This is a genomic window from Streptomyces sp. NPDC050548, from assembly GCF_044457385.1.
GTDB lineage: Bacteria > Actinomycetota > Actinomycetes > Streptomycetales > Streptomycetaceae > Streptomyces.
On record NZ_JBITGV010000001.1, the window covers coordinates 124,749 to 151,171 of the forward strand.

Annotated in this window: 24 protein-coding genes and 1 riboswitch; of the genes, 11 read left to right on the top strand and 13 right to left on the bottom strand. The window is 68.5% G+C overall.

The window, feature by feature from the left end; all coding sequences use genetic code 11:
• Window positions 1–6: 6 nt before the first annotated feature.
• The 3 genes from ACIBJH_RS00565 to ACIBJH_RS00575 all read right to left on the bottom strand — a co-directional run bounded on the left by ACIBJH_RS00565 (window position 7) and on the right by ACIBJH_RS00575 (window position 3,235).
• Window positions 7–870, bottom strand: a complete 864-nt coding sequence (locus ACIBJH_RS00565; protein WP_019072171.1) for a carbohydrate ABC transporter permease — start codon at window positions 868–870, stop codon at window positions 7–9.
• Window positions 867–1,850 carry a carbohydrate ABC transporter permease gene (locus ACIBJH_RS00570; RefSeq protein WP_399114686.1) on the bottom strand — a complete coding sequence of 328 codons (984 nt, stop codon included), beginning with the start codon at window positions 1,848–1,850 and terminating at the stop codon, window positions 867–869. Before ACIBJH_RS00570 ends, ACIBJH_RS00565 begins: the two co-directional genes overlap by 4 nt.
• Window positions 1,851–1,948: 98 nt before the next feature.
• Window positions 1,949–3,235, bottom strand: a complete 1,287-nt coding sequence (locus ACIBJH_RS00575) for an extracellular solute-binding protein (RefSeq protein WP_399114687.1) — start codon at window positions 3,233–3,235, stop codon at window positions 1,949–1,951.
• 309 nt (window positions 3,236–3,544) lie between these two features.
• Here ACIBJH_RS00575 and ACIBJH_RS00580 point away from each other — a divergent pair, with 309 nt between their 5' ends.
• From ACIBJH_RS00580 to ACIBJH_RS00625, 10 genes are all read left to right on the top strand, one after another.
• Window positions 3,545–4,309, top strand: coding sequence for a GntR family transcriptional regulator (locus ACIBJH_RS00580; protein ID WP_019072168.1), 765 nt, complete (start codon window positions 3,545–3,547; stop codon window positions 4,307–4,309).
• 68 nt (window positions 4,310–4,377) lie between these two features.
• Window positions 4,378–6,525: a carbon starvation CstA family protein gene (locus ACIBJH_RS00585; protein ID WP_399114688.1), complete on the top strand. Its 2,148-nt coding sequence runs from the start codon at window positions 4,378–4,380 to the stop codon at window positions 6,523–6,525.
• Window positions 6,497–6,697 (top strand): YbdD/YjiX family protein, encoded by a 201-nt coding sequence (locus tag ACIBJH_RS00590; protein WP_399114689.1) that lies wholly within the window; start codon window positions 6,497–6,499, stop codon window positions 6,695–6,697. The genes ACIBJH_RS00585 and ACIBJH_RS00590 overlap by 29 nt, the downstream gene beginning before the upstream one ends.
• A 127-nt stretch (window positions 6,698–6,824) precedes the next feature.
• The gene (locus ACIBJH_RS00595) at window positions 6,825–7,088 is read left to right on the top strand and encodes a DUF3311 domain-containing protein (RefSeq protein ID WP_399114690.1); all 264 of its coding nucleotides are present in this window, start codon (window positions 6,825–6,827) and stop codon (window positions 7,086–7,088) included.
• A complete protein-coding gene (gene mctP, locus ACIBJH_RS00600) occupies window positions 7,085–8,686 on the top strand; it encodes a monocarboxylate uptake permease MctP (RefSeq protein ID WP_399114691.1) in 1,602 nt (533 codons plus the stop codon). The genes ACIBJH_RS00595 and mctP overlap by 4 nt, the downstream gene beginning before the upstream one ends.
• A 133-nt stretch (window positions 8,687–8,819) precedes the next feature.
• Window positions 8,820–9,326, top strand: coding sequence for a GNAT family N-acetyltransferase (locus ACIBJH_RS00605; RefSeq protein ID WP_399114692.1), 507 nt, complete (start codon window positions 8,820–8,822; stop codon window positions 9,324–9,326).
• 77 nt (window positions 9,327–9,403) lie between these two features.
• A riboswitch (cobalamin riboswitch) is annotated at window positions 9,404–9,481 on the top strand.
• A 144-nt stretch (window positions 9,482–9,625) separates the two neighbouring features.
• Window positions 9,626–12,040: a ribonucleoside-diphosphate reductase subunit alpha gene (locus ACIBJH_RS00610; RefSeq protein WP_399114693.1), complete on the top strand. Its 2,415-nt coding sequence runs from the start codon at window positions 9,626–9,628 to the stop codon at window positions 12,038–12,040.
• Entirely contained in the window at window positions 12,040–13,053 is a 1,014-nt protein-coding gene (locus tag ACIBJH_RS00615) for a ribonucleotide-diphosphate reductase subunit beta (RefSeq protein ID WP_399114694.1), read from the top strand. Before ACIBJH_RS00610 ends, ACIBJH_RS00615 begins: the two co-directional genes overlap by 1 nt.
• 286 nt (window positions 13,054–13,339) lie before the next feature.
• Window positions 13,340–15,415: a putative Ig domain-containing protein gene (locus ACIBJH_RS00620; RefSeq protein WP_399114695.1), complete on the top strand. Its 2,076-nt coding sequence runs from the start codon at window positions 13,340–13,342 to the stop codon at window positions 15,413–15,415.
• A gap of 141 nt (window positions 15,416–15,556) precedes the next feature.
• Window positions 15,557–16,018 (top strand): hypothetical protein, encoded by a 462-nt coding sequence (locus tag ACIBJH_RS00625; RefSeq protein ID WP_399114696.1) that lies wholly within the window; start codon window positions 15,557–15,559, stop codon window positions 16,016–16,018.
• Here the strand turns inward: ACIBJH_RS00625 and ACIBJH_RS00630 are convergent.
• The gene (locus ACIBJH_RS00630; RefSeq protein ID WP_399114697.1) at window positions 15,993–16,151 is read right to left on the bottom strand and encodes a hypothetical protein; all 159 of its coding nucleotides are present in this window, start codon (window positions 16,149–16,151) and stop codon (window positions 15,993–15,995) included. The two genes, ACIBJH_RS00625 and ACIBJH_RS00630, sit on opposite strands and share 26 nt — an antisense overlap.
• A 93-nt stretch (window positions 16,152–16,244) precedes the next feature.
• Here ACIBJH_RS00630 and ACIBJH_RS00635 point away from each other — a divergent pair, with 93 nt between their 5' ends.
• Window positions 16,245–17,207 carry a GlxA family transcriptional regulator gene (locus ACIBJH_RS00635; protein ID WP_399114698.1) on the top strand — a complete coding sequence of 321 codons (963 nt, stop codon included), beginning with the start codon at window positions 16,245–16,247 and terminating at the stop codon, window positions 17,205–17,207.
• A gap of 16 nt (window positions 17,208–17,223) precedes the next feature.
• On the opposite strand, the gene ACIBJH_RS00640 is transcribed toward ACIBJH_RS00635, so the two are convergent.
• From ACIBJH_RS00640 to ACIBJH_RS00680, 9 genes are all read right to left on the bottom strand, one after another.
• Entirely contained in the window at window positions 17,224–18,594 is a 1,371-nt protein-coding gene (locus tag ACIBJH_RS00640) for a cytochrome P450 (protein WP_399114699.1), read from the bottom strand.
• A complete protein-coding gene (cyc1, locus tag ACIBJH_RS00645) occupies window positions 18,591–19,688 on the bottom strand; it encodes an epi-isozizaene synthase (RefSeq protein ID WP_399114700.1) in 1,098 nt (365 codons plus the stop codon). Before cyc1 ends, ACIBJH_RS00640 begins: the two co-directional genes overlap by 4 nt.
• A 299-nt stretch (window positions 19,689–19,987) precedes the next feature.
• Window positions 19,988–20,638: a peptide deformylase gene (gene def / locus ACIBJH_RS00650; protein ID WP_399114701.1), complete on the bottom strand. Its 651-nt coding sequence runs from the start codon at window positions 20,636–20,638 to the stop codon at window positions 19,988–19,990.
• 123 nt (window positions 20,639–20,761) lie between these two features.
• On the bottom strand, window positions 20,762–21,742 hold the full coding sequence (locus ACIBJH_RS00655; protein ID WP_399114702.1) for a tetratricopeptide repeat protein: 981 nt from the start codon (window positions 21,740–21,742) through the stop codon (window positions 20,762–20,764).
• A 104-nt stretch (window positions 21,743–21,846) separates the two neighbouring features.
• Window positions 21,847–23,103 carry an HD-GYP domain-containing protein gene (locus ACIBJH_RS00660; protein ID WP_399114703.1) on the bottom strand — a complete coding sequence of 419 codons (1,257 nt, stop codon included), beginning with the start codon at window positions 23,101–23,103 and terminating at the stop codon, window positions 21,847–21,849.
• Entirely contained in the window at window positions 23,100–24,407 is a 1,308-nt protein-coding gene (locus tag ACIBJH_RS00665) for an HD-GYP domain-containing protein (RefSeq protein ID WP_399114704.1), read from the bottom strand. The genes ACIBJH_RS00660 and ACIBJH_RS00665 overlap by 4 nt, the downstream gene beginning before the upstream one ends.
• 115 nt (window positions 24,408–24,522) lie before the next feature.
• Window positions 24,523–24,825 carry a mycothiol system anti-sigma-R factor gene (rsrA, locus tag ACIBJH_RS00670; RefSeq protein WP_262055769.1) on the bottom strand — a complete coding sequence of 101 codons (303 nt, stop codon included), beginning with the start codon at window positions 24,823–24,825 and terminating at the stop codon, window positions 24,523–24,525.
• The gene (sigR, locus tag ACIBJH_RS00675) at window positions 24,822–25,505 is read right to left on the bottom strand and encodes an RNA polymerase sigma factor SigR (protein WP_019058309.1); all 684 of its coding nucleotides are present in this window, start codon (window positions 25,503–25,505) and stop codon (window positions 24,822–24,824) included. Before sigR ends, rsrA begins: the two co-directional genes overlap by 4 nt.
• Window positions 25,506–25,795: 290 nt before the next feature.
• Entirely contained in the window at window positions 25,796–26,422 is a 627-nt protein-coding gene (locus ACIBJH_RS00680) for an alpha/beta family hydrolase (RefSeq protein ID WP_399114705.1), read from the bottom strand.
• Window position 26,423 lies beyond the last annotated feature (1 nt).

A 26,423-nucleotide genomic window follows, 5' to 3' on the forward strand; every position in this document is an offset into this window, starting at 1 on the left:
TTGGCGTTATCCCTTCACAGCGCCGGCGGTCAGACCCGCGGCCATCTTGCGCTGGACGAGGAGGAAGAGGACGACGATCGGCACGGCCATCATCGTGGCGCCGGCCATCATCGGGGCGTATTCGGTGCCGTGCTTGGTGGTGAAGTTGCCGAGCCAGACGGTCGCCGTCTGGTGCTCCTGGCTGAGCAGCATCAGGGCGTAGAGGTACTCGTTCCAGGCCTGGATGAAGCCGTAGACCGAGGTCGCGACCATGCCGGGGGCCAGCAGCGGGAAGACCACGCGGATGAAGGCGCCGGTGCGGGAGCAGCCGTCGACCATGGCCGCCTCCTCCAGCTCCTTCGGGATGTTGACGATGAAGCCGCGCAGGGTCCACACCGTGAACGGGAGGATGAAGGTCAGGTACGTGATGATCAGGCCGGAGAGCTTGTCGTACTGGTCGAGGTCGTTCAGCAGCAGGAAGACCGGGATGATCATCGAGACCAGCGGGACCATCTGGACCGCGAGGATGCCGACGATCACGATCTTGCGGCCGCGGAAGGCGAAGCGGGAGATGGCGAGCGCGGCCAGCAGGCCCACGACGATGCCGATCACGACGACCGACAGGGACACGATGAGGCTGCGGCCGACCGGGCCCCAGAAGTCCGCGATGTCCAGCGCCCGGCGGAAGTTGTCGAGCGTGATCCCGGTGGGCAGCAGGCTCGGGTCCGGGTCGATGGCGTCCTTGGCCGGCTTGAACGCCGTGTCGACCATCCAGTAGAGCGGGAAGCCGACGACGAGGAAGACGAGGAGGCCGACGAGGTTCCAGCCGAGCTTGGACTTCTTGCGCCCGCCGGTCGGCCTGCGGGGCGCGTCGGTCGTGAGCGCGCTCATTCGACCTCTCCGATCTGAAGCATCTGACGCATGTAGACGGCGACGACACCGAGCAGCAGCACCACCGTGACCAGGGCTATCGCGGAACCCTGTCCGTAGTCGTTGACGACGAAGGCACGGTCGTACGAGTAGGTGCTCAGGAGCTGGAAGTCGGCCTCGGGATGGCCGCCGCGCATCACGAACACCTGGGGGAAGACGCCCATGTCCCAGATCACCGAGAGGGTCGTGAGCATCACGATGATCGGCTTGAGGATGGGCAGGGTGACGTACCGGAAGACGCCCCAGGCGCCGGCGCCGTCGAGGCGGGCGGCCTCCTCCAGTTCCTGGGGGACCTGGGTGAGTCCGGCGCTGAGGGTGATCACCACGAAGGGCACCGCGCCCCAGACCACCAGCAGCATGATGACGAGGAGGCCCTGGGGTCCGCTGGCGAACCAGTTGTGGCCGACCATGTCGACGCCGGGGAGCTTGCTGAGCAGCGCGTTGAAGACGCCGTAGTCGGTGTCGAAGAGCCACTTGAAGACGGTGGTCGCGACGATGACCGGCATGCCCCAACTGGCCACCAGGACAATGTTGATGAGGGTCTTCATCCAGCCGGAGACCCGCTGCTGGAGCAGGGCGAGGGCCATGCCGGCGACCATCGTGAGGATGACCGAGCCCGCCGCGAAGACGATCGTGCGGACGACGACGCCCCAGAACTCGCTGTCGCCGAGGATCCCGGAGAAGTTGTCGAAGCCGACCCACTCGGCGGGCTTGAAGCCCCACAGCTGGGACTGTCCGAAGGTCTGGAAGGAGAGCGTGACCAGGCGGACCAGCGGATAGCCCATGACCAGAGCGAGGACGAGCAGACAGGGGGCGAGCAGCAGCCAGGGGATCCCGGTACCTCTCGACGTCCGCTTTCTGCGAGGTGCGCCCAAGGCGCGCGGTGGGGGCGCCTGCCGCGGCGGCGGCACCTTGGCGGGGGTGGTCGTGTCGGCACTCATCGCGCGCTCCTCAGCGGTCCCTCAGGTCGTACGGCCGTACGTGAGGCGGGGCCCTGCCCCGAGGACACCTGGGTGTCCAACAGGGCCCCACCCTCAGGTCACTTGGTGTTGATGACCTTGTCGATCGCTACGTCCGCGGCCTTCGCGGCGTCCTCGACCGACTGCTTGCCGGTGCCGATGTTCTGCAGCATGGTCTGCAGGACCTGAGCCTTCTCGACCTGGCCCCAGCCCGGTGCCATCGGGACGAACCAGTTGGACTCGGCCGCGGTGGCCGGGACCGCCGTCGCGGGGTCGTTCTTCAGCGTCGCGAGGTCGGTCTTGTTGTTGGGCAGGTTGCCCTTGGCCATCAGGCCCTTCTGGCCGGAGGGGCCGGTGAAGGCGTTGATCCACTCGGCGGCGAGCGCCTGCGCCTTGGACTTGACCGGGATCGCCAGGTCCGAACCGCCCAGGAACACGGGCATGTTCTTGCCGGACGGGCCGGGCATCACGAAGTTGACGAGGTCGGTCTTCAGCTTGCCGCCGGTCTTGTCGACCTTCGGGTCGGCCGCGCTCGCGCCCTCCCACGCGGCGCCGAAGATCATGGACGCCTTGCCCTGGCCGTAGACGATGTAACGGTCGGACTCGTCCTTGGTCTTGTCGCCGTGCATGTACTTGTCGATGACCGACTTCCACTCGTTGAGTCCCTTGATGGACTCGGGCGAGGAGAGGCTGGCCTTCCACTGGTCCCCGGACTGGGTGGCGATGGCGCCGCCGGCGTCGTAGACGAAGGACATGGCCGCGTACCAGTCACGGGTGGGCTGGTACCAGGCGCTGAACTTGTCGCCCTCCTTCTTCTGGATCTTGTCCAGGTCGGCGGTCAGCTCGGCGTACGTCGTGGGGGTGGACTTGATGCCGACCGAAGCGGCGATGTCCTTGCGCCAGTTGGCGACGCGGCCACCGGCGTAGTAGGGGACGCCGTAGGTCTTGCCGGAGTAGGTGACCGAGGCCTTGAGGCCGTCGAGCCAGGCGGAGGAGTTGGTGAACTTGGAAGGGTCGACCGGCGCGAAGGCGCCCTTGACCATGTAGCTCAGCATCTCGGTGTTGCCCATCTCGACCACGTCGGGGGCTTTGTCGGTGGCGAGGACCGCGTCGAGCTTGGTGTTCTTGTCCGGCCAGCCGTAGTACTCGTGCTTGATCGTGACGCCCGGGTGCGCCTTCTTCACGGCCGCGTCCGCTGCGGCCACCAGCTGGGGCCAGTTGTTCTGCGCGTCGACGGTGAGCCAGACGGTCAGCTCCTTGGCGTCGGCGCCGCTGTTCGAAGAGCTCTTGTCGTCGTTGCCCCCGCACGCCGCGATGGAGACCATCATGCCCGCGATACCGATCGCGGCTATCAGCTTGCGCTTCACGCCACCCTCCTCAGGGATGCCTGCCACACCTCCCGCCCATGGGCCGGGACCTGAACCAATGGTGTAGACCAGTACCGGGAGCTTGGACCAGACCACAGGGCCTGTCAAGGGTTCCCGAAACCGCCCTGACCAGCCGTTATGGGACCTACATATGCAGGAACCTTTAAGTAAGAAGGCAGCGAAAACAACCGTGCCGGAGTACTCTCTTCCGCTAGACCACTTGGCCTTGTGGACTAGACCAAAAGCGACCGCGACGGTATACAGAAGGGATCACGAAGTGACCCTTGTCCGGAGCCGGAAAGGCGGAGCATGAGCACCGACGTCAGCAGTGCGGAGAACGAGGGTGGGGCTACCGTCCGCACCGCGCGTGTGCCCAAGTACTACCGCCTGAAGAAACACCTGCTGGACATGACGGAGACCTTGCCGCCCGGCACTCCGGTCCCGCCCGAACGCACCCTGGCCGCCGAGTTCGACACCTCGCGCACGACGGTCCGCCAGGCCTTGCAGGAACTGGTCGTCGAGGGCCGCCTCGAACGCATCCAGGGCAAGGGCACGTTCGTCGCCAAGCCCAAGGTCTCGCAGGCGCTCCAACTCACCTCGTACACCGAGGACATGCGCGCCCAGGGCCTCGAACCCACCTCGCAGCTCCTGGACATCGGCTACATCACGGCCGACGACACCCTCGCCGACCTGCTCGACATCACCACCGGCGGCCGGGTCCTGCGCATCGAGCGCCTCCGCATGGCCAACGCCGAGCCGATGGCCATCGAGACCACCCACCTCAGCGCGAAGCGCTTCCCCGCGCTGCGCAGGTCCCTCGTCAAGTACACGTCCCTCTACACCGCGCTCGCCGAGGTCTACGACGTCCATCTCGCCGAGGCCGAGGAGACCATCGAGACCTCCCTGGCCACCCCGCGCGAGGCCGGCCTCCTCAGCACCGACGTCGGCCTCCCGATGCTGATGCTCTCCCGCCACTCCCTCGACAAGGAGGGCAAGCCGGTGGAGTGGGTGCGGTCGGTGTACCGGGGCGACCGGTACAAGTTCGTGGCGCGACTCAAGCGCCCACAGGACTAGGGGACTTACGGAGTTACGCCGGTTGCTCTACGTTCCTCCCGTCGCCGCATGGACGGGAGGACAACCCGGTGCGTACCGCGAACGTCCGAACCATCGTCGTCTGGACCCTTGTCGCGCTCGTCGCCGCGGCCGGCTGGTCCGTCCTCGCGCTGGCGCGGGGCGAGAACGTGTCGGCCGCCTGGATGGTGGCCGCCGCTCTCGGCTCGTACGCCATCGCCTACCGCTTCTACGCCAAGTTCATCGCGTACAAGGTCCTGAAGGTCGACGCGACCCGGGCCACCCCGGCCGAACGCCTGAACAACGGCATCGACTACCACCCCACCGACCGCCGCGTCCTGCTGGGCCACCACTTCGCCGCGATCGCCGGCGCCGGCCCGCTCGTCGGACCCGTACTGGCCGCGCAGATGGGGTATCTGCCCGGCACGATCTGGATCATCGTCGGCGTCATCTTCGCGGGCGCGGTCCAGGACATGGTGGTGCTGTTCTTCTCGACTCGCCGCGACGGCAGGTCACTTGGCCAGATGGCCCGCGAGGAGATCGGCCCCTTCGGCGGAGCCGCCGCGCTCCTCGCCACCTTCGCCATCATGATCATCCTGCTCGGGGTGCTGGCCCTGGTCGTCGTGAACGCGCTGGCCTCCTCCCCCTGGGGCACCTTCTCCATCGGCATGACCATCCCGATCGCCCTGCTGATGGGCTTCTATCTACGGGTACTCCGCCCCGGCCGCGTCTCCGAGGTGTCGCTGATCGGCGTGGCCCTGCTGCTGCTCGCGCTGGTCGCGGGCCGCTGGGTCGCCGAGTCGTCCTGGGCCGACACCTTCACCCTCGCGCCCTCGACGCTGGTGATCTGGCTGGTGGCGTACGGCTTCATCGCCTCGATCCTCCCCGTCTGGACCCTGCTCGCCCCACGCGACTACCTCTCCACCTTCATGAAGATCGGCACCATCGCCCTGCTCGCGATCGGGGTCGTGGTCGCCCTGCCCGACCTGAAGATGCCCGCCGTCACCGACTTCGCGAAGCACGGCAACGGCCCGGTCTTCGCCGGTTCCCTCTTCCCCTTCGTCTTCATCACGATCGCCTGCGGGGCGCTGTCCGGCTTCCACTCGCTGATATCGAGCGGTACGACGCCGAAGATGATCCAGAAGGAGACGCAGATCCGGATGATCGGCTACGGCTCCATGCTGATGGAGTCGTCGGTCGCGATCATGGCGCTGGTCGCCGCGAGCATCATCGACCCCGGCCTGTACTTCGCGATGAACGCACCGGCGGGCGCGATCGGCACGACGGTGCAGAACGCCTCGCAGGTGGTGACCGGTTGGGGCTATCACATCTCCCCCGCCGACCTCGCGCAGGCCGCGAAGAACGTCGACGAGGCCAGCCTGCTCTCCCGCACCGGCGGTGCGCCCACCCTCGCGGTCGGTGTCTCGGAGATCTTCGCCAAGGTCACCGGCGGGAGTCTGCGCGCCTTCTGGTACCACTTCGCGATCATGTTCGAGGCGCTGTTCATCCTGACCGCGCTGGACGCGGGCACGCGGGTGGGCCGGTTCATGCTCCAGGACATGCTGGGGAACCTCTACCGCCCGTTCAAGAACGTGAGTTGGAAGCCCGGCCTGGCGGTGACCAGCGCGATCGTGTGCGCACTGTGGGGCTACTTCCTCTGGGTCGGCGTCCACGAACCCCTCGGCGGGATCAACCAGCTCTTCCCGATCTTCGGCATCTCCAACCAGCTGCTCGCCGCCGTCGCCCTGGCCGTCTGCACCACCCTCCTGGTGAAGTCCGGCCGCCTGAAGTGGGCCTGGATCACCGGGATTCCGCTGGCCTGGGACGCGACGGTCACGCTGACCGCGAGCTGGCAGAAGGTGTTCTCCAGCGACCCCAAGGTCGGCTTCTTCAAGCAACGGTCCGTGTTCCAGGACGCGATCGACGCGGGCAAGGTACTGCCGCCCGCCAAGTCGATGGACGACATGCACACCGTCGTCACCAACTCCACGGTGGACGGAGTGCTTTCGGCCATTCTCGCGGTGCTGGTCGTGGTCGTGATCGCGGACGCCCTTCGCGTCTGCGTTCGACACGTCCGCCGCCCGGCACTCTCCACGCTGAGCGAGACGCCGTACGTCGAGTCGAAGATCGTGGCACCGGCGGGGCTGATCCCGACCCGGGAGGAGAAGGAAGAGGAGGCGAGGGCACGCGATGTGGTCGGTGCTCAGGCGGGCGACTAGCGGAGTGCGCTGGTACGTGCGGGAGTTGACGGACGAGTCGGCGTACGAGCGGTATGTCGCGCATGCACGCCGGGACCACCCGGACGCGGAGGTCCCGAGCCGACGCGACTTCGAACGCATGCGGACGGACCGCCAGGAGGCCGATCCACGCCAGGGTTTCCGCTGCTGTTGACACCGATGTCGGGCTTTCACTAAATCGACATGCCGATATGCGGACGGGGTCTTTCGCTGCGGTGACCCCGTGACCTACATTGCCTGCGCGTTACACAGGTGATCAGTGAGGGGACGGGAGCCGCGAAATGTCAGATGTGCCTGAAGTTCCGCCCGAAGTGGCCGCACCGGTGGTGACCCCGGTCCGCGTCGCCATCGCGGTGTGCCTGTTCGCACCCTTCGTGGCGCTGCTCTGGGTCGGCTCCTACACCAAGACGGATCCCGTGTTCATCGGCATCCCGTTCTTCTACTGGTACCAGATGCTCTGGGTGCTGATCTCGACGGCGTTGACCATGACCGCCTACAAGCTCTGGCAGCGCGACCAGCGGGCCCGCCACGGAGGTAACCGGTGAACGACGGCGTGAACGGCGTCGCTCTCGGCGTCTTCATCTTCTTCTTCCTGGCCGTCACGGTCCTGGGCTTCCTGGCCGCACGCTGGCGCCGGGCCGCCAACGAGCACAGCCTCGACGAATGGGGCCTGGGCGGACGGTCGTTCGGCACCTGGGTCACCTGGTTCCTGCTCGGCGGCGACCTCTACACCGCGTACACGTTCGTCGCCGTCCCCGCGGCGGTCTACGCGGCGGGCGCGGCCGGCTTCTTCGCGGTGCCGTACACGATTCTCGTGTACCCCCTGATCTTCACGTTCCTGCCCCGCCTCTGGTCGGTGTCGCACAAGCACGGATACGTGACGACGTCCGACTTCGTGCGCGGACGCTTCGGCTCCAAGAGCCTCTCGCTGGCGGTGGCGGTCACCGGCATCCTCGCGACCATGCCGTACATCGCGCTCCAACTGGTCGGCATCCAGGCCGTGTTGGACGTCATGGGCGTAGGTGGCAGCGCCAACTCCAACTGGTTCGTGAAGGACCTGCCGCTGCTGATCGCGTTCGCGGTACTGGCCGCGTACACCTACTCGTCAGGCCTGCGCGCCCCCGCGCTGATCGCGTTCGTGAAGGACGGCCTGATCTACCTCGTCATCACGGTGGCGATCATCTACATCCCGATCAAGCTCGGCGGCTTCGACGACATCTTCAGCGCGGCGGGCGCCAAGTTCAAGGCGGCCGGGGCGGGCGGACTCGTACCGGCCCCGGCAGGCCAATGGACGTACGCCACCCTGGCGTTGGGCTCGGCACTCGCGCTCTTCATGTACCCCCACTCGATCACGGCGACCCTCTCCTCCAAGAGCCGCAACGTGATCCGCCGCAACACCACGATCCTGCCGCTGTATTCACTGATGCTGGGCCTGCTCGCGCTGCTCGGCTTCATGGCGATCGCGGCGGGCGTCAAGGTCACCAACGGCCAACTGGCCATCCCGCAGCTCTTCGAGAACATGTTCCCGGACTGGTTCGCGGGCGTGGCCTTCGCGGCGATCGGCATCGGGGCCCTGGTCCCCGCCGCCATCATGTCCATCGCGGCGGCGAACCTCTTCACCCGCAACATCTACAAGGACTTCATCAACCCGGACGCGACCCCGGCCCAGGAGACCAAGGTCTCCAAGCTGGTCTCCCTCCTGGTGAAGGTCGGCGCCCTGGCCTTCGTCCTGACGATGGACAAAACAGTGGCCATCAACTTCCAGCTCCTGGGCGGCATCTGGATCCTCCAGACCTTCCCGTCCCTGGTGGGCGGCCTCTTCACCCGCTGGTTCCACCGCTGGGCCCTCCTGGCGGGCTGGGCGGTGGGCATGCTCTACGGCACGCTGGCGGCCTACGGCGTCGCCTCCCCGACCCAGAACCACTTCGGCGGCTCGTCCAAGAAGATCCCCGGCATCGGCGAGATCGGCTACATCGGCCTGACGGCGTTCGTGCTGAACGTGGCGGTGACGGTGGTCCTGACGTTCATCCTGAAGGCGGCGAAGGCCCCGGAGGGCGTGGACGAGACAAGCCCGGCGGACTACACGGCGGACGCGGGCGACCCGGGAGTAAAGGAAGAGCTACCGGTAATCGCCGGCCACTGATCCCACCCCAGGGGCGCGGGGCTGTATCAATTTGCGGCTCCGCCGCGTGGGCGCGCCCAGCCACACACGACCCGCAGCGGGCCACCGAGAGCACCACCCTCGGCGGCCCGCTCTTTCGTACACACTCACGTACATGGACATCCTCATCCGCCCAGCAGACCCCACCGAATACGAAACTCTCGGCGAGATCACAGCGCAGGCCTACCTACAGGACGGCCTCCTCGACTTCGGCGAGAGCGACTGGTACCTCGGCGAGTTGAGGGACGTGGCCAAGCGCGCCGCCGCGGCGGAGGTCCTGGTCGCCCTGGACGGCGACCAGGTCCTCGGTGGCGTGACCTTCGTCCCGTCCGGGGGACCGATGGCCGATCTCGCGACGGCGCGCGAGGCCGAGATCCGGATGCTCGCGATCGCCCGCGAGGCCCGCGGCAAGGGCGCCGGCGAGGCCCTCGTCCGCGCCTGCGTCGACCGCGCACGAGCCACCGCGGGCTGCACAGCCGTCGTCCTGTCGACCCAGCGCACCATGCGTGCCGCCCACCGCATCTACGAACGCCTCGGTTTCACCCGCACTCCGGAGCGCGACTGGAACCCCCTGCCGGAGCTGGACGAGATCACTCTCCTCACTTACAAGTTGACGCTCTGAAACAGCCGCGACACAACATCTGGGGGTACCACGACAGCCCGGCACAAGATGTATGCTCATGCTCGCTGTCGCCGCAGGGGAATCCGGTGCGAATCCGGAACTGTCCCGCAACGGTGTACTTGCGTGCATACGCACGCCTGGTCAGTCCGAGGACCTGCCGACGGCGCGCCCGGCCACCCGGTCAGGGCGCATGACGTCCGGGTCTCGTGGAGTGGGCCGGTGGACGCGACGCCCCGTGCGCTCGTGAGCTGCCGCCTGCCCTCCGCAAGGCCCCGTGCCGAGCGAGGGAGAGCCCCACCGTGACCATCGCGCCAGCAGAGCCGGCATCAGCGATCGAGGCGAACGCAGCGTCCGGAACCGACGTGCCCGGAACGGCAGTTCCCGGTGCCGACGGTCCCGGTGCCGCGATCCTGCGGACCCTGACCGAGCTGACCGCCGACCTTCCCGACGCCGACCCCGGCCGGGTCGCCGCCGCCACGCTGCGCGGCCGGTCCGCGCACGCGGACGAGACGGAACTGCGCGAACTGGCCACGGAGGCCGCCGCCGGCCTCATCTCCGAGGACCCCGTCTACTCCCGGCTCGCCGCCCGCCTCCTGACGGTCAGCATCGCCGCCGAGGCCGCCTCCCAGGGCGTGACGACGTTCACCGAGTCCGTCGCCGTGGGCCACCGCGAGGGCCTGATCGCGGACCGCACCGCCGAGTTCGTGACGCTGCACGCGGCCCGTCTCGACGCGCTGATCGCCGCCTCCTTCGATGAGGGTGCCGACGACCGCTTCGGCTACTTCGGGCTCCGTACCCTGCACAGCCGTTACCTCCTCCGGCACCCGATCACCCGCAAGGTCATCGAGACGCCCCAGCACTTCATGCTGCGCGTGGCGAGCGGTCTGGCCGAGGACGACTCGACCCGCGCCCTGGACGAAGTCGCCGCGCTCTACCGCCTGATGAGCCGCCTCGACTACCTCCCCTCCTCCCCCACCCTCTTCAACTCCGGCACCCGGCACCCCCAGATGTCGTCCTGCTACCTCCTCGACTCCCCGCTGGACGAGCTGGACTCCATCTACGACCGCTACCACCAGGTCGCCCGCCTCTCCAAGCACGCCGGCGGCATCGGACTGTCGTACTCCCGTATCCGCAGCCGCGGTTCGCTGATCCGGGGCACGAACGGGCACTCCAACGGCATCGTCCCGTTCCTGAAGACGCTGGACGCCTCGGTCGCGGCCGTGAACCAGGGCGGCCGACGCAAGGGTGCCGCCGCGGTCTACCTGGAGACCTGGCACTCCGACATCGAGGAGTTCCTGGAGCTGCGGGACAACACCGGTGAGGACGCCCGCCGTACGCACAACCTGAACCTGGCGCACTGGATCCCGGACGAGTTCATGCGCCGGGTGAACGAGGACGGCGTCTGGTCGCTGTTCTCCCCCGCCGACGTGCCCGAGCTGGTCGACCTGTGGGGCGACGAGTTCGACGCGGCCTACCGCAAGGCCGAGGCACAGGGTCTGGCCAAGAAGACCATCCCGGCCCGCGACCTCTACGGCCGCATGATGCGCACCCTCGCGCAGACCGGCAACGGCTGGATGACCTTCAAGGACGCGGCCAACCGCACCGCCAACCAGACGGCCGAGCCGGGCCACACCGTCCACTCCTCGAACCTCTGCACGGAGATCCTGGAGGTCACGGACGACGGCGAGACGGCGGTCTGCAACCTCGGTTCGGTGAACCTGGGCGCGTTCGTCACCAATGGTGAGCTGGACTGGGAGCGGCTGGACGAGACCGTCCGCACCGCCGTCACCTTCCTCGACCGGGTCGTGGACATCAACTTCTACCCGACCGAGCAGGCGGGCCGTTCCAACGCCCGCTGGCGCCCGGTCGGTCTGGGCGCGATGGGCCTCCAGGACGTCTTCTTCAAACTCCGCGTCCCCTTCGACTCCCCCCAGGCGCAGGCGCTTTCGACCCGTATCGCGGAACGCATCATGCTCGCCGCGTACGAGGCCTCCGCCGACCTCGCCGAGCGCAACGGCCCGCTGCCGGCCTGGGAGAAGACCCGTACCGCCCGGGGTGTCCTGCACCCCGACCACTACGGCGTGGAGCTGACCTGGCCGGAGCGCTGGGCCGCGCTGCGGGAACGTATCGCCCAAGTCGGCATGCGCAACAGCCTGTTGCTGGCGATTGCGCCCACCGCCACCATCGCGTCCATCGCGGGCGTCTACGAGTGCATCGAGCCGCAGGTCTCCAACCTCTTCAAGCGCGAGACGCTGTCCGGTGAGTTCCTCCAGGTCAACTCGTACCTGGTGAACGAGCTGAAGCAGCTCGGCGTGTGGGACGCCCGCACCCGGGAGGCGCTGCGTGACGCCAACGGCTCGGTGCAGGCGTTCAGTTGGATCCCGGCGGACGTCCGCGCCCTGTACCGCACCGCGTGGGAGATCCCGCAGCGCGGCCTGATCGACATGGCCGCGGCCCGCACCCCGTTCCTGGACCAGTCCCAGTCCCTGAACCTTTTCCTGGAGACGCCGACGATCGGCAAGCTCTCCTCGATGTACGCGTACGCCTGGAAGCAGGGCCTGAAGACGACGTACTACCTGCGCTCCCGCCCGGCGACGCGAATCGCCCGCGCGGCCCAGGCCCAACCCACCGTCCCCGTACAGCAGTTGACGCCCGACGAAGACGCGGTCGCCTGCTCCCTGGAAAACCCCGAGTCCTGCGAGGCCTGCCAGTAATGACGACCGAAGCCAAGAACCTTCTCGACCCGGGCTTCGAGCTGACCCTCCGCCCCATGCGTTACCCGGACTTCTACGAGCGCTACCGGGACGCGATCAAGAACACCTGGACCGTCGAGGAGGTCGACCTCCACTCTGACGTCGCCGACCTCGCGAAGCTGACGCCGGGTGAGCAGCACATGATCGGCCGGCTGGTCGCGTTCTTCGCGACGGGCGACTCGATCGTGGCGAACAACCTCGTGCTGACGCTGTACAAGCACATCAACTCCCCCGAGGCGCGGCTCTACTTGAGCCGTCAGCTCTTCGAGGAGGCCGTCCACGTCCAGTTCTACCTGACGCTCCTCGACACCTACCTCCCCGACCCGGAGGACCGGGCCGCCGCCTTCGACGCGGTGGAGAACATCCCTTCCATCCGCGAGAAGGCCGAGTTCTGCTTCAAGTGGATCAACGAGGTCGAGAAGCTGGAGAGCCTCCGGACCCAGGCCGACCGCCGCCGTTTCCTCCTCAATCTCATCTGCTTCGCCGCGTGCATCGAGGGGCTGTTCTTCTACGGCGCGTTCGCGTACGTCTACTGGTTCCGCAGCCGGGGTCTCCTGCACGGTCTGGCCACCGGCACCAACTGGGTGTTCCGCGACGAGACCATGCACATGTCCTTCGCGTTCGAGGTGGTCGACACCGTGCGCAAGGAGGAGCCGGAGCTGTTCGACGACCAACTCCAGCAGCAGGTCACGGACATGCTGAAGGAGGCCGTCGAGGCGGAGCTGCAGTTCGGGCGCGATCTGTGCGGTGACGGCCTGCCGGGTATGAACACCGACTCGATGCGCCAGTACCTGGAGTGCGTCGCCGACCAGCGCCTCCAGCGGCTGGGCTTCGCCCCGGTCTACGGCTCCGAGAACCCCTTCTCCTTCATGGAGTTGCAGGGCGTGCAGGAGCTGACCAACTTCTTCGAGCGCCGCCCGTCGGCGTACCAGGTGGCGGTGGAGGGCACGGTCGACCTCGACGAGGACTTCTAGCCCCGCCTCCGACCCCCTTTATGTATCGCTTACTTCGCGGACGGCCCATGGAGCTTCCATGGGCCGTCCATGGAGTTTCTATGGAGCGGCAAAGTTCATGGGGTGCGTCTGTTCGCGGTCTCGTCGGCCCGGCTACGTTCTGCCCGTCCTGTTCATGTCATTCACCAGTGCCCCACAGGACGCTCAAAGTGTCATGCCCATGACGACGTCATCTGCCGCCGCTACGCGCGTCACAGGCCTGCCACCACGCCGAGGAACCCCACTCCCACGATGGAGGCAGTACCCCATGCGTGAAAAGCCCCGACGGAGTCTGCGAAGACTGCTGACCGCCGCCATACCCGCCCTCACCCTCAGCGTCTTCGGGCTCGCGGCGGCCTCCCCCGCCGACGCGCAGCCCGTCCCCCACGCCACCACCCAGGTCTCCAAGGTCACCCAGAACGCCAAGGCCCTGACCGCCCCCGCGGCCCAGGCCGTCCACTCCACCGGCAAGGCCGGGCAGAAGGTGCCGACCGAGCACCTGTGCGCGACCGCGGCCCCCGGTTCGGCGGCCTGCTTCGCGCAGCGGCGCACCGACATCAAGCAGCAGCTGGCCTCCGCCGTGCACGCGGACGCCGCCGCCGCGGTCTCCGGGCTCAGCCCGGCCAACCTGCACAGCGCGTACGCGCTGCCCTCGACCGGCGGTTCCGGCATGACGGTCGCCGTGGTCGACGCGTACAACGACCCCAACGCGGCCTCGGACCTGGCCACTTACCGCTCGAACTTCGGCCTGTCGGCCTGCACCGTGGCGAGCGGCTGCTTCAAGCAGGTCAGCCAGACCGGCTCGACCACGTCCCTGCCGAGCAACGACACCGGCTGGGCGGGCGAGGAAGCGCTCGACATCGACATGGTCAGCGCGGTCTGCCCGAACTGCAACATCATCCTGGTCGAGGCCAACTCCGCGACCGACTCGGACCTCGGCACCGCCGAGAACGAGGCCGTCGCCCTGGGCGCGAAGTTCGTCTCCAACAGCTGGGGCGGCTCCGAGTCCTCCTCGCAGACCAGCGAGGACACCTCGTACTTCAAGCACCCGGGTGTCGCGATCACCGTCTCCTCCGGTGACGAGGCCTACGGCGCCGAGTACCCCGCAACGTCCCAGTACGTGACGGCAGTTGGCGGCACCGCGCTGTCCACCTCCTCCAACTCCCGCGGCTGGACCGAGTCCGTGTGGAAGACCAGCAGCACCGAGGGCACCGGCTCCGGCTGCTCGGCCTACGACGCGAAGCCGAGCTGGCAGACCGACACGGGCTGCACCAAGCGCATGGAGGCCGACGTCTCCGCCGTCGCCGACCCCGCCACCGGCGTGGCCGTCTACGACACCTACGGCGGCTCCGGCTGGGCGGTCTACGGCGGCACCAGCGCCTCGTCCCCGATCATCGCGGGCGTCTACGCGCTGGCCGGCACCCCGGGTTCCAGCGACTACCCGGCGAAGTACCCCTACTCCCACACCAGCAACCTGTACGACGTCACCAGCGGCAACAACGGCACCTGCTCGACCTCGTACTTCTGCACCGCGGGCACCGGCTACGACGGCCCGACCGGCTGGGGCACCCCGGACGGCACCGCCGCCTTCACCGCCGGCACCACGACCGGCAACACGGTGACCGTCACCAACCCGGGCAGCCAGTCCACGGCGACCGGTTCCACGGCCAGTCTGCAGATCTCGGCCTCGGACAGCGCGGGCGCGACCCTCACCTACAGCGCGAGCGGGCTGCCGACCGGCCTGTCGATCAGCAGCTCGACCGGGCTGATCTCCGGCACCGCGTCCACCGCCGGCACCTACGCCGTGACGGTGACCGCGACCGACTCCACCGGCGCCTCCGGCTCGGCCTCCTTCACCTGGACGGTCAGCACCTCCGGCGGCGGCTCCTGCACCTCGACCCAGCTGCTCGGCAACCCGGGCTTCGAGTCGGGCAACACCACCTGGACCGCGAGCAGCGGTGTCATCACCAGTGACACCGGTGAGGCGGCCCGCACCGGTTCGTACAAGGCCTGGCTCGACGGCTACGGCTCGACCCACACCGACACCCTGTCCCAGTCGGTGACGGTCCCGAGCGGCTGCACGGGCACGACCTTCACCTTCTACCTGCACGTCGACACGGCCGAGACCAGCACCAGCACCGCGTACGACAAGCTGACGGTCACCGCCGGATCGACCACCCTGGCCACCTACTCCAACCTCAACGCGGCCACCGGATACGTCGCGAAGTCCTTCAGCCTGTCGGCCTTCGCCGGTACCACCGTCACCCTGAAGTTCAGCGGAGTCGAGGACTCCTCGCTCCAGACCAGCTTCGTCGTCGACGACACCGCCGTCACGACCGGCTGACCTCCTCATGAGCTGAGCCCCGGCCGTCTCGCAGCGGCCGGGGCTCTGTCACGTACACGAGTGTCATGTCCACGAATACTTCACTTCTCACGGCGGATCCGGATGCGTCCGTGACACGTCAAAGGGGCAAGGAGGCCCCCCATGCGCCGATCCATCCTCGCTCCGTCCCTCGCCGTCGCCGCCCTGGCACTCGCCCTCACGGGCTGCGGCGGCACGAATTCCGACAGCGGCAGCAGCAGCGTGTCGCCGTCCTCGTCCCCCACACCGAGCAAGACCGAGTCGGCCTGCGCGGCGAAGGAGACCCTCACCGCCACCGACAGCAACGACACGTTCTGTCTGGCCACCGGCAGTACGGTCCGGATCCTGCTGGACGGGACGGCGTCCCGGCCGTGGGCGCAGGTCAAGACCGCGGGCAGCGGCCTGGAGGCCACCAACAGCGGGATCCTGATCCGGCCCGGCGACGCGAGCAACGCGTTCAAGGCGGTCTCGGCCGGGACCGTGAAGCTCACGTCGTCCCGGCCGCTGTGTGCGACCGCCCCGCACAAGATCTCCTGCAAGGGCATTCAGGAGTGGTCGGTCACCGTCGTGGTGACGAAGTCATGATCCGGTGAGCGGTCCGGATCTGACGGTCGATGCGTCGGTCGTGCGCGATGCCGAGCAGCGACGGGAAGGCCACGGCCGCGATGACGCCGAGGACGGTCAGTAGGGCGATGAGGTTGTCCATGGCTGCGTTCATAGACACCAGTGTCGCGACTTACACTCCTTACCGTGAGTGGCAGAACTGCCGTACACCCTCGATTTACTGCCAGTCCTGGCGCACACTGGCAGCATGCTGAAGAACGTGGCCGTGGTCCTGCTCGACGGAGTCCATCCCTTCGAACTCGGCGTCGTCTGCGAGGTGTTCGGCCTCGACCGCAGCGACGAGGGCCTGCCGGTCTACGACTTCGCGGTCGCCTCGGCCGAGGGGCCGACGCTCGCCACCCACGCGGGCTTCTCGCTGGCGGTCCGGCACGGGCTCGATCGGCTGGAGAGCGCGGATCTCATCGCCGTACCGGCGGGTGCGACCTACGCGGCGCGGGAGTACCCGGAGGAACTGCTCGACGCGCTGCGACGGGCCGTGGACCGGGGTGCCCGGGTGCTCAGCGTCTGCTCGGGGGTGTTCGTGCTGGCCGCCGCCGGGCTGCTGGACGGGCGGCGGTGCGCGGTGCACTGGCATCACGCCGAGCTGCTGGCCCGGCGGTATCCGAAGATCGTCGTGGAGCCGGACGTGCTGTACGTCGACGCGGGCCCGGTGATCACCTCCGCCGGTACGGCCGCCGGTATCGACGCCTGTCTGCACATCGTGCGCAAGGAGCAGGGGCCCGAGGTCGCCAACGCCATCGCCCGGCGAATGGTCGTACCGCCGCACCGCGACGGCGGGCAGGCCCAGTACATCGAGCGGCCGTTGCCGCGCTCGCAGTGCGACACCGTGGGCGAGGTGCTGGTGTGGATGGCGGAGCACCTCGACCAGGAGGTCACCGTCGAACAGCTCGCCGCCCGCGCCCATATGTCGCCGCGGACCTTCGCCCGCCGTTTCCAGCAGGAGACCGGGACCACGCCGTACCGCTGGATCCTGCGTCAACGGGTGCTGCTGGCACAGCAGTTGCTGGAGGGGACGGACGAGACGATGGACGAGATCGCCTGGCGTACCGGCTTCGGCACCGCGCCCGCGCTGCGCCATCAGTTCGTCCGCGCCCTGGGCACCACCCCGAACGCCTACCGGCGCACGTTCAGGGGCCCGGAAGCCGCCTGAACGCACGCCTCTCGTCTCACCTGGGGATCGGCCTGAGCATCAGCCGGTGCGGGTGGAGGGTGATGCCGACGCGAGTGGTGTCGTAGGAGCCGGACACCAGCTCGAAGCGGTACTTCGCCGCCACCGCCGCCGTGAACAGGCTCAGCAGGGCCATCGAGAAGTGGTCGCTGGGACACTTCCGGTTGCCCACGCTGAACGGGCTCATGGCGAACTTCGGTACGTCCTTGGACCGTTCCGGAAGCCAGCGGTCGGGGTCGAACTCCAGGTTGCGCGCATACGATCGCGGGTCGCGCTGGATCGCGTAGGGGCTGTAGATGATGTCGGCCCCGGCCGGAATCCGATAGCCGCCCAGTTCGGTGTCGGTGACCGCCCGCCGCGTCAATATCCATACGGCGGGCCACAGGCGCAAGGTCTCGACGAGGACATTGTTGGTGTGGGTGAGCGCGCGGACGTCGTCGAATGCCACCGGGCGTCCGCCCGTCACGGATTCAACTTCTGCACATACCTTGTCGGTGTGTTCCGGGTGTTCGGTGAGGACCTGAAGCAGCGACATGATCGTGGACGCCACGGTTTCACTTCCGGGGGTGAGGATCGCGACGACCTGGTCGTGGATCTCCTGTTCCCCGATCGGCTCGCCATTCTCGTCCGTCGCCTCCAGCAGCGCTGTCAGCAAATCGTCCGGCTTTTGACCAGATGCCCGGCGTTCGGCGACGATCTCGTCGACGAGGAGATGCAAATCGGCCAGCGCCCGGTCGAATTCGCGGTTGGCCGGAAGGGGCAGCCGGTAGAGCGGTCCGGCCGGGACGACCATCCGCCGGTACATGCCCCGGAAGACGGTGGCGAGGGCGACGCACAGCCGCTCGGCGCGCTCGTCCATGAAGTCGCCGCGCAGCAGACAGCGGGCCGCGATCCGCACAGCGACCCGGAAGGCCTCGGAGGTGCAGTCGATCGTCCCGCCGTGCCGCCAGCGCTCGGTGAGGGCGTGCACCTCCTCCTCGATGATCGGCCCGTAGCCGGGTATCGCGTCGAGCCGGAACGCGGGCTGGATGATGCGCCGTTGGCGCCGGTGGGTGGGCCCGTTGGCGGTGGCCACCCCCTCCTTGCCGAGCAGTCCCTCCAGGGACTCCCACAGCGGGCCCGCGATGATGTAGTCGGGGCTCAGCGCGACCGCCCCGGTGAGGGCCGGCGCGGTGACGGCGTACACCGTCTTGGGACCGAGGCGAAGGCGTACGACCTCGCCGTGGTCACGGAGTTGGGCCATGAAGGCCAGCGGATCGCGGACCAGTTTCCAGCCGTGGCCGAGCAGCGGGACTCCGCCGCCCGCGACGGGCGGCTCAAGGAGTTCCGGCACCTCTGGTGCCGCGGGCTTCACAGATTCGACGGTCATTTCTCACCTGCCGCTTCGTTGTTGACGTACGGGGGTGTGGACCGGTCGTCCCAGCTGTCGACCATGTAACGGCCGGACTCGTGGTGGAACCAGTAGACGGAACTGAACCAGTTCCGCATATTGCCGAGACAGGACCGTACGGCGGCGCTCAATTCCATTCCCCGTACGGTGCCGTCGTCGAGGCGGTCGGCGAATCGTAAGGTCTCCTGCTCCGCGACGAGGAAATCGGCAATGCATTCCTCGACCCGGCGCCTCACTTCGGCGACCGATTCCTCAAGAGTCAGTCCCTCGTGTTTGATGAGACTGATTCCGAGATTGTGGACCTCGTCGCCCGCGATTTCCTTGGGCAGCGAGCAGAGATCGTTGTACCAGGCGGCGAATTCCTGGCTCAGCAGTGCCGCCCGCCGAAATCCCGGGTGTTTCCTCACCGCGTCCGGGAGTTCACAGCCGGCACTGGTCTCCAACAGATCCGTCCAGATCCAGTGCGCGAAGGTGAGCCGACGCAGCGCCAGATATTCCTCGACCGTGGGAATGATCCCCTCGGAGCGATTGCGGAATTCCCGGTCGTAGGCCTCGATCACGGCGTGGAAGTGCCGGGCGAACCGCGCGTTCCAGGTGGCGGGGAGGAACGAGTAGATCCGCATCACGCTGTCGGCGAACGCGGCGACCAGGGGATCCGGGTGAAGCAGGTGGTGGCGTGGTGAGTCCAGCGCCGCGTGCAACCGGAACCGCAGCCGCCGCCAGGCGTCGGGCCGGCCGTACACGATGTCCCGGTCATGGCGGTCGTCCCAGACGAAGAACCACGCGCTGTAGTCCGCTATCGCCTGGAGCACCTCGTCCGGTGCGCCCAAGTAGTACCCGGCCATCAAGTCCGTGTAGCAAAGACCGTCGGCATATTCGCGTACCTTGTCCGCCGGCATCAGACGCTTTTCCAGCAGCCAGGCGCGTGTCTTCTCCTGGAGCCTCGGCCAATACGGATGCAGTCGCCGGGGAAACGCCGCCTCGATCACCGGGAGAGAGAGCGATGGTGGAACCGCGATCGCCGTCGCTGCCGACGTCGATGCCGTTGTGGTGCTGTACGAGAAAGCAGGCACGAACAAACCCCTCTCAGCAGCCAGTTGCACACGCCCCTCCCGCCGTGCCGGGCGTGCGCCGTTGCGTATCCCCGCACTTCCCATTCAGCACCACAACTGACCGTTCTGGGAACGGATTTGCTTCCTTCACTACCCCCAAGTGCCGAGAACCCGTCCTTGTGTGACTGATTCTGGATCACTACAAGAGCAGAAACGATCGAATGTACGACGGACATGCGAACGGCGCCTGGTCAGGGAGGTGCACCTGAACAGACGCCGTACGTAAGGGGGTTGTGATCGTCCCTGGGACTCTCCTGGACTCAGTCGTTGGCGACCACGGCGTACCGGGGCTCGTTCTCGGCCATCTGCCGCAGCGCGTCCTTGCGGTCGCGCTTGGAGAGCCGGTCGATGTAGAGGTAGCCGTAGAGGTGATCGGTCTCGTGCTGCAGACACCGGGCGAAGTAGCCGGTGCCGCGGACCCTGATCGGGTTGCCGCGCTCGTCCTGCCCGGTCACCGCGGCGTAGTCGGGCCGCGCGAGCGGCGCATACGCGGTGGGCACCGACAGACAGCCTTCGTTGCTCTCGTCCAAGTGCCGCTTGTCGGCGGGCAGATCGACCAGCTTGGGATTGCAGACGACACCGACGTGCCGCTTGCCCTCGTCGTCCTGGCAGTCGTAGACGAAGACCTTCAGACCGACGCCGATCTGGTTGGCGGCGAGGCCGACACCCTCGGCGGTGCGCTGCGAGGCGAACATGTCCGCGACCAGCGCCTCCAGCTCGGCGCCGAACTCGGTGACGTCCGCGCACTCCTTGTGCAGCACCGGATTCCCGACGACCGTGATCGCCCGCGAGGTCCCCCGCTCCCGCCAGGCCGCCTCACGCTCCTCGGTCCCCTCGGTATCGACGACAAACCCCTCGTCGTCCACGGGAAGCACGCCCACGTGCTGCTGATCGGTGTCCTGCTGCGCCATGCCGACGAACGCCTTCCTGAAAACCAAGGGGGTGAGTTGCTGATACAGGGTACGTGGAGCGCCCCTTAAGGGGCGCGGGGAACTGCGCGACCAGCCACGACGGCGCGGCAGACGACAACGGTCTCAGCAGACCTCTTCCAAATCCCGCCAGTCCCGGGAATCAGGGCTGTCGGCAACCCACCCGTCCAACAGCCCCCTCACGAGCGACGCGGGCGCAGCCAACCCACACTCCCGCTCCGGCACCCACAGTTGCCCATCCGTCCGATGCCCCAGCGGCCCAGGATGCCCGGGCTCACTGTGATCGTGCGGATCAAGATGCTCCCCGTCACCCTCGTCGGACGGCATCCGCGACTCCGAACACATCCGACACAGCAACCGCACGGAAGACGACCAGTCCTCCGCCGCGAACCCGGCATCAGCAGCCAGCTGCTCCAACGCGTCCCGGTCGGCCTCGGCGGCAGCTTCCAGCAGCACCACCCACGTAGGCACAGGCGACGGCGCCCACAGCTCGATCTCGTCGAACACCGGATACGCATGGCCCGACGCAGTCGTCCGCTCACCGTGCGGCACCCCGTCGTGCAGCACGACCTCACCCCAGCGTCGCCCGGACGAGGGAAGCGGAATGGACAGCACCTCGATCCGCGCCGGATCCAGCCGCCGCCCCCACACCACCTCGGCCTCGCCCTCGGGAGACAGCCGTACGGCCGCACTGCCGAGGTCCATGCCGGCGGGCTCGCCCGCCGCAGTCACCCCGCCCGGCACCCGCAGCCCGTACGCCTGCCAGGCCCGCCGGGCCAGCGGCCAGTCCTGGAGGGCGGTGGCCGCGATGCCCACGTTCCACCAGTCGGGCGCGCCGGCCTCCCGCTCCAGCAGCGCGACCGCACGGAGCCCGGCCGCCCGGGCCTGCTCCCAGTCGTGCCGGAACTTGTGCAGCAGGGCGAGGTTGAACCAGGACTCGGACAGCCAGGGTTCCAGATCGGCGGCACGTGTCAGCAGCGCGCCCGCATCCTCGTAGCGACCGTCGCCGATCAGCGTGAACGCGCGGTCTGTGGCCTGCCGCCAGGAGGCGGAGGGCCGGTGCCGTCCCTTGCCGAAGATCCTCACGATTCCCGCCTGCCAGTTCCGTTCGTTGGGCTGGCTCTGCCCCCGGACACCCTCTTCTTCGCATCCAACCACGTACGGCTGGGAGGGCGCTCATTACCCATGGGTTACCCAGCCGAGGGCAAGGTCAGACAGCCACGGGAGAGCACCCGGGCCAGCGCTTCCACAACCTCGGGAGCGTAGTCCCCGGCGGTCCCGAGGCGCAGCTCCTCCAGCGCCTGGAGGGGCCCGCCGGGGCCTCCTGCCCGGGTTTTCTCCTCGTACGCGTTCACGGCCCGCACGATCCGCGCGGAGACGGGCTGTTCCCGGCACGGGTCGGCCTGCCGCTCCACGACGGCCGCCACCTGCGGGCTCACCCCGGTCTGCCGTACGACGGCCCCGCCGAGCAGTGCTATCCGCCGCTGCTCGGCCACGGGGAGTACGGCGGTGGCGCCGGCCGGTACCGGGTCGACGAGGCTGAGCTGGCCGATGTCGTGCATCAGGGCTGCGTACTCCAGGACGGTGAGGTCGGGTTCGGACAGTCCCATGTCCCGCCCGACCGCCTGACAGAGCGCGGCGACCCGGCGAGCGTGCCCGGCCGGCGTGTATCCGGCGATCTCGGTGGAGCGGGCGAGGGAGGTGATGGTCTGCCGGTACGTGTCCCGTACGGACGCGTACCGCCGGAAGGACAGCTGGGTCAGCAGCAGCGGCACGGAGAAGACGGGCAGCGCCCACAGCCCCACGACGGCGACCGCGAGCGCCATCACCGCGCCGGTCGCGCAGACCGCCGACCCGATGCCGAGCATGCCCCGCAGCTCGTCGCGGAGCAGCGGACCGAAGGGCCAGCGGGTGCGGGAGTGGGCGAGCGCGGCGGCGAGCACGGCGTCGCAGAGCACGGTGAGGGAGAGCAGCGCGAGCAGCAGGAGGGCGTAGGCGGGGCCGCCCCAGTGGCCGAACACCCCTTGGTTGTAAAGGGGTTGGAAGCAGACGGCGGCGAAGCCGACGGTCAGTACGCGGCGCGCCAGATGGTCGGGGACACGGCTCTGACCGCGCGCGATGTGCGGCACACAGCCGACGAGGGAGGCGGCGACGACCACGGTGACGACCTGGAAGGCGCCGTGGTGGGTGGGCTGTCCGGCGTCGGCGCCGAGCAGTGCGTAGGAGAGGGCACCGGCGGCGCCGAGCGGGGCGGTCTCCCGGAGCCCGAGCCCGGTCGTGCCGCTCCAGCGGCTCAACTCCCCTACGGCGACGAGGAGTCCGAAGGCGAGGGCGACTCCGCGTTCTTCGAGGCCGGTCCAGAGAGTGAGGGCGAGGGAGGTGGTGGCGAGGAGGGCGGCGGAGGTGTGGATGAGGGTGAGGGGCAGGAGGTTGCGGCGCCGCGTCATCGGTGTACTCCCGGCCGGCTCGGGACCGGCGCGGGCGGCGGCACGAGGTCGGCGGGCTCGTCCGCGGTGACGGCGGGCCGCCAGCCGTACTTGCCGAGAGCCAGCATCAGCGCGGCCACCATGCGCGGATCGAACTGCGCCCCCGCACACCGCTCCAGCTCCGCCAGAGCTGCCGGAACCGGCCGAGCCCTCCGGTAGGACCTCGTGGACGTCATCGCGTCGAAGGCGTCGGCCACGGCAACTACCCGTGCGGACTCGGGGATCTGACTGCCCAACAGCCCGTAGGGATACCCGCTGCCGTCCAGCCGTTCGTGATGGTGCAGGACGGCCGCGCGGGCCTCCCCCAGGAAGCCGATGCCCCGCACGATCTCGTGGCCGTACTCGGGATGCAGTTCGATCACCCGCCGCTCCTCGGGGGTGAGCGGCCCGTCCTTGCGCAGCAACCGCGTGGGCACGCCGAGTTTGCCGACGTCGTGCAGGATTCCGGCGAAGCGCAGCACCTCCACCCGCGAGTCGTCCATCCCCAACTCCCGCGCGATCATCATCGAGGCCTGTCCGACCCGCTCACTGTGCCCGCGGGTGTACCCGTCCTTGATGTCGACGGCCTGGACGAGGGCGCGGATGGTGGCCTGGTGGGCGGCGTGCTCCCGGTGGTACTGGGCGAACACCCACCAGGACACCCCCATCGGCAGCAGCACGAGCAGCGCGGCGACCGGGCCGTAGGGGCTGCGCCACAGGACGGCCATCATCAGCCCGGCGAGGCCGTGCACGCCGATGGGCGCCAGGGACCGTGGGAACAGGCCGCGCCAGGCCCGTCGTAGCGGCACTCGTTCGGCAAGGGCGAGAATCCCGCCGTCGAGGGCGGTCAGGACCAGGCAGAAGGCGAGGACGGCGGCGAGGGCGGGCAGCAGGGCGTAGGGGAAGTCGGAGGCGACGACCGCGTTCCGGCCGCCCAGCGCCCAGTGGACGCGGCCCGCCGCCCACACGGCGAGCGCGAGCTGTGCGGCCCGCCAGCTCCGCCGCAGCCAGGGCGAGCCCTCGTCGACGTGGGAGAAGAACGCGCCCGGCAGCGGTACGAGCGCGGCGGCGGGCGGCGGCAGGAGGAAGGCGGCGGCGAGCAGCACCGGGTAGAAGGTGCCCGCGAAGCGGCGGCGGGCGATCTGCTCGCAGCCGGCGTAGAGGGCCGCCAACAGCGCGACCGCCCACCAGGGTGCGTGGACGGCCGGCAGAGGGAGGAGGCAGAACAGGGCGCCCGCGACGACACAGAGGACGTACGCACGTGCCCGTGCCGGTGTCGCCTCCATGGCTGACGCCCTTCCCCCCGACCATGCCTGTCCAGGCCGAGGAGCCTAGGACGATCAGGGGGAGGGAGCGGGCGTATCACCCGCGGATTAGCACATTCGAGTGACGACAGCCCGTTCAGGACTCCTGCGGGGAAGCCGCCACATCATGCTCGGGCACGACCTGCCCCGACCGGATCATCTCCAGGCGTCCCATCACCTTGGAGCGGAGGTCCGACGGCACGTCGTCCTGCCCGCAGCACCGCTTCACGAGCTTCTTCACGGCCTGTTCGAGGCCGTACTTCTCCAGGCACGGCGAGCACTCCTCGAAGTGCACCTCGAACTTGGTGCAGTCCGCGTCCGGCATCTCCCGGTCCAGGAACTCGTAGAGATGCGCCAGGACTTCACTGCAGTCCGTCTCGTGATGGTCACCGCAGCTCATGAGCCCGAGCCTTTCGCTTCGTTCGACTCCCCGGCACCGGCCGGGACCAGCCCGCGGTCACGCGCGTAGTCCTCAAGCATGCCGCGCAGTTGACGGCGGCCCCGGTGCAACCGGGACATCACCGTACCGATGGGTGTCCCCATGATGTCCGCGATCTCCTTGTACGCAAAGCCCTCTACGTCCGCGAGATACACGGCGATACGGAATTCCTCCGGGATGGCCTGGAGGGCTTCCTTCACATCCGAGTCGGGCAGATGGTCGAGCGCCTGCGACTCGGCGGAGCGCAGACCCGTCGACATGTGCGACTCGGCACGCGCGAGCTGCCAGTCCTCGATCTCCTCGGCCGCGGAGCGCTGGGGTTCACGCTGCTTCTTGCGGTACGAGTTGATGAACGTGTTCGTGAGGATCCGGTACAGCCACGCCTTGAGGTTGGTGCCCTCCCGGAACTGGTGGAAGGACGCGTACGCCTTGGCATACGTCTCCTGCACCAGGTCCTCGGCGTCGGCCGGATTGCGGGTCATACGCAGCGCGGCCGAGTACATCTGGTCGAGGAATTCGAGCGCGTCCCGCTCGAAGCGCGCACTGCGCTCCGTCGTGGACTCCGTGCTCGTGCCCTGGCCCTCGGGCTGCTCCGCCTGGCCGTGTTCGGTCCCTGCGTCGGTACCGGGAACCGGACCCACCTCCTCAAGATTCCGGGCAGCACCGAAGCCGATGCCACCAGAATCGGAGGATAGACGACGATCCGGTCCGCCCGCCGCCCCAATAGGGGTGGCCTTGGTCGCGTGCAGCACAGACCAGTCCAGGTCGGAACGGCTGCTACGGGCCCCATCTGACTCTGCCGGGCGAAGCCCGTCCACGGGGTGGTGGCGGGAGACGGGTGGGCAGAAGGTCGAACCCATGCGGAGGACTTCCTTTCTACGACTCTCTGTGCTCGGCACAACAGTGGTAAGGGTCCCGGCATTCCCGCCCATCACCCGAGTGTTCGAGTCCACTCCACCACGCGCCCCGTGATGATCTCCAGCGCCTCCTCCTGACCGATCTCCGCCCGCTTCGGCACCGCGAAGCCGTGATCGCCGTACGGCACCTCGACCAGCTCGAACTCGCCCCGCGGGAATTCCGCCGGCTTCCCGAAGGGGTCGTTGCCGCCCTGCACGACGAGTGTGGGCACCCCGGCCCCGAGCAGTTCGTCGGCCCGCGTCTTCTCCGGCTTTCCGGGCGGATGCAGCGGGAAACTCAGGGCGAGGACGGCGGCGGCGCCCAGCTCCGTCGCCGTACGACAGGCCACACGCGCTCCGGCGCTACGGCCCCCGGAGACCACCGGCAGCCCGGGCTTCGCGACGGCCGGCCAGATCCCCCGCCACCCCACGTCCAGCGTCTTCGGCGCGGGCGCCACCTTCTTGCCCGCCACCCGCCACGGCTGCTCGACCAGCGCGACGGTCACCCCGTGCGCGGGAAGTGCGGCGGCGAGAGCCTGAAGATCCCGCGCCTCGATGCCACCGCCCGCGCCATGACTGACGGCGAGGACGAGCCGCGCCTTCTTCGCCGGGTGCCAGGTGACGCGGGCCGCACCCGCGTCGGTCTCAATGATCTCGGTCACG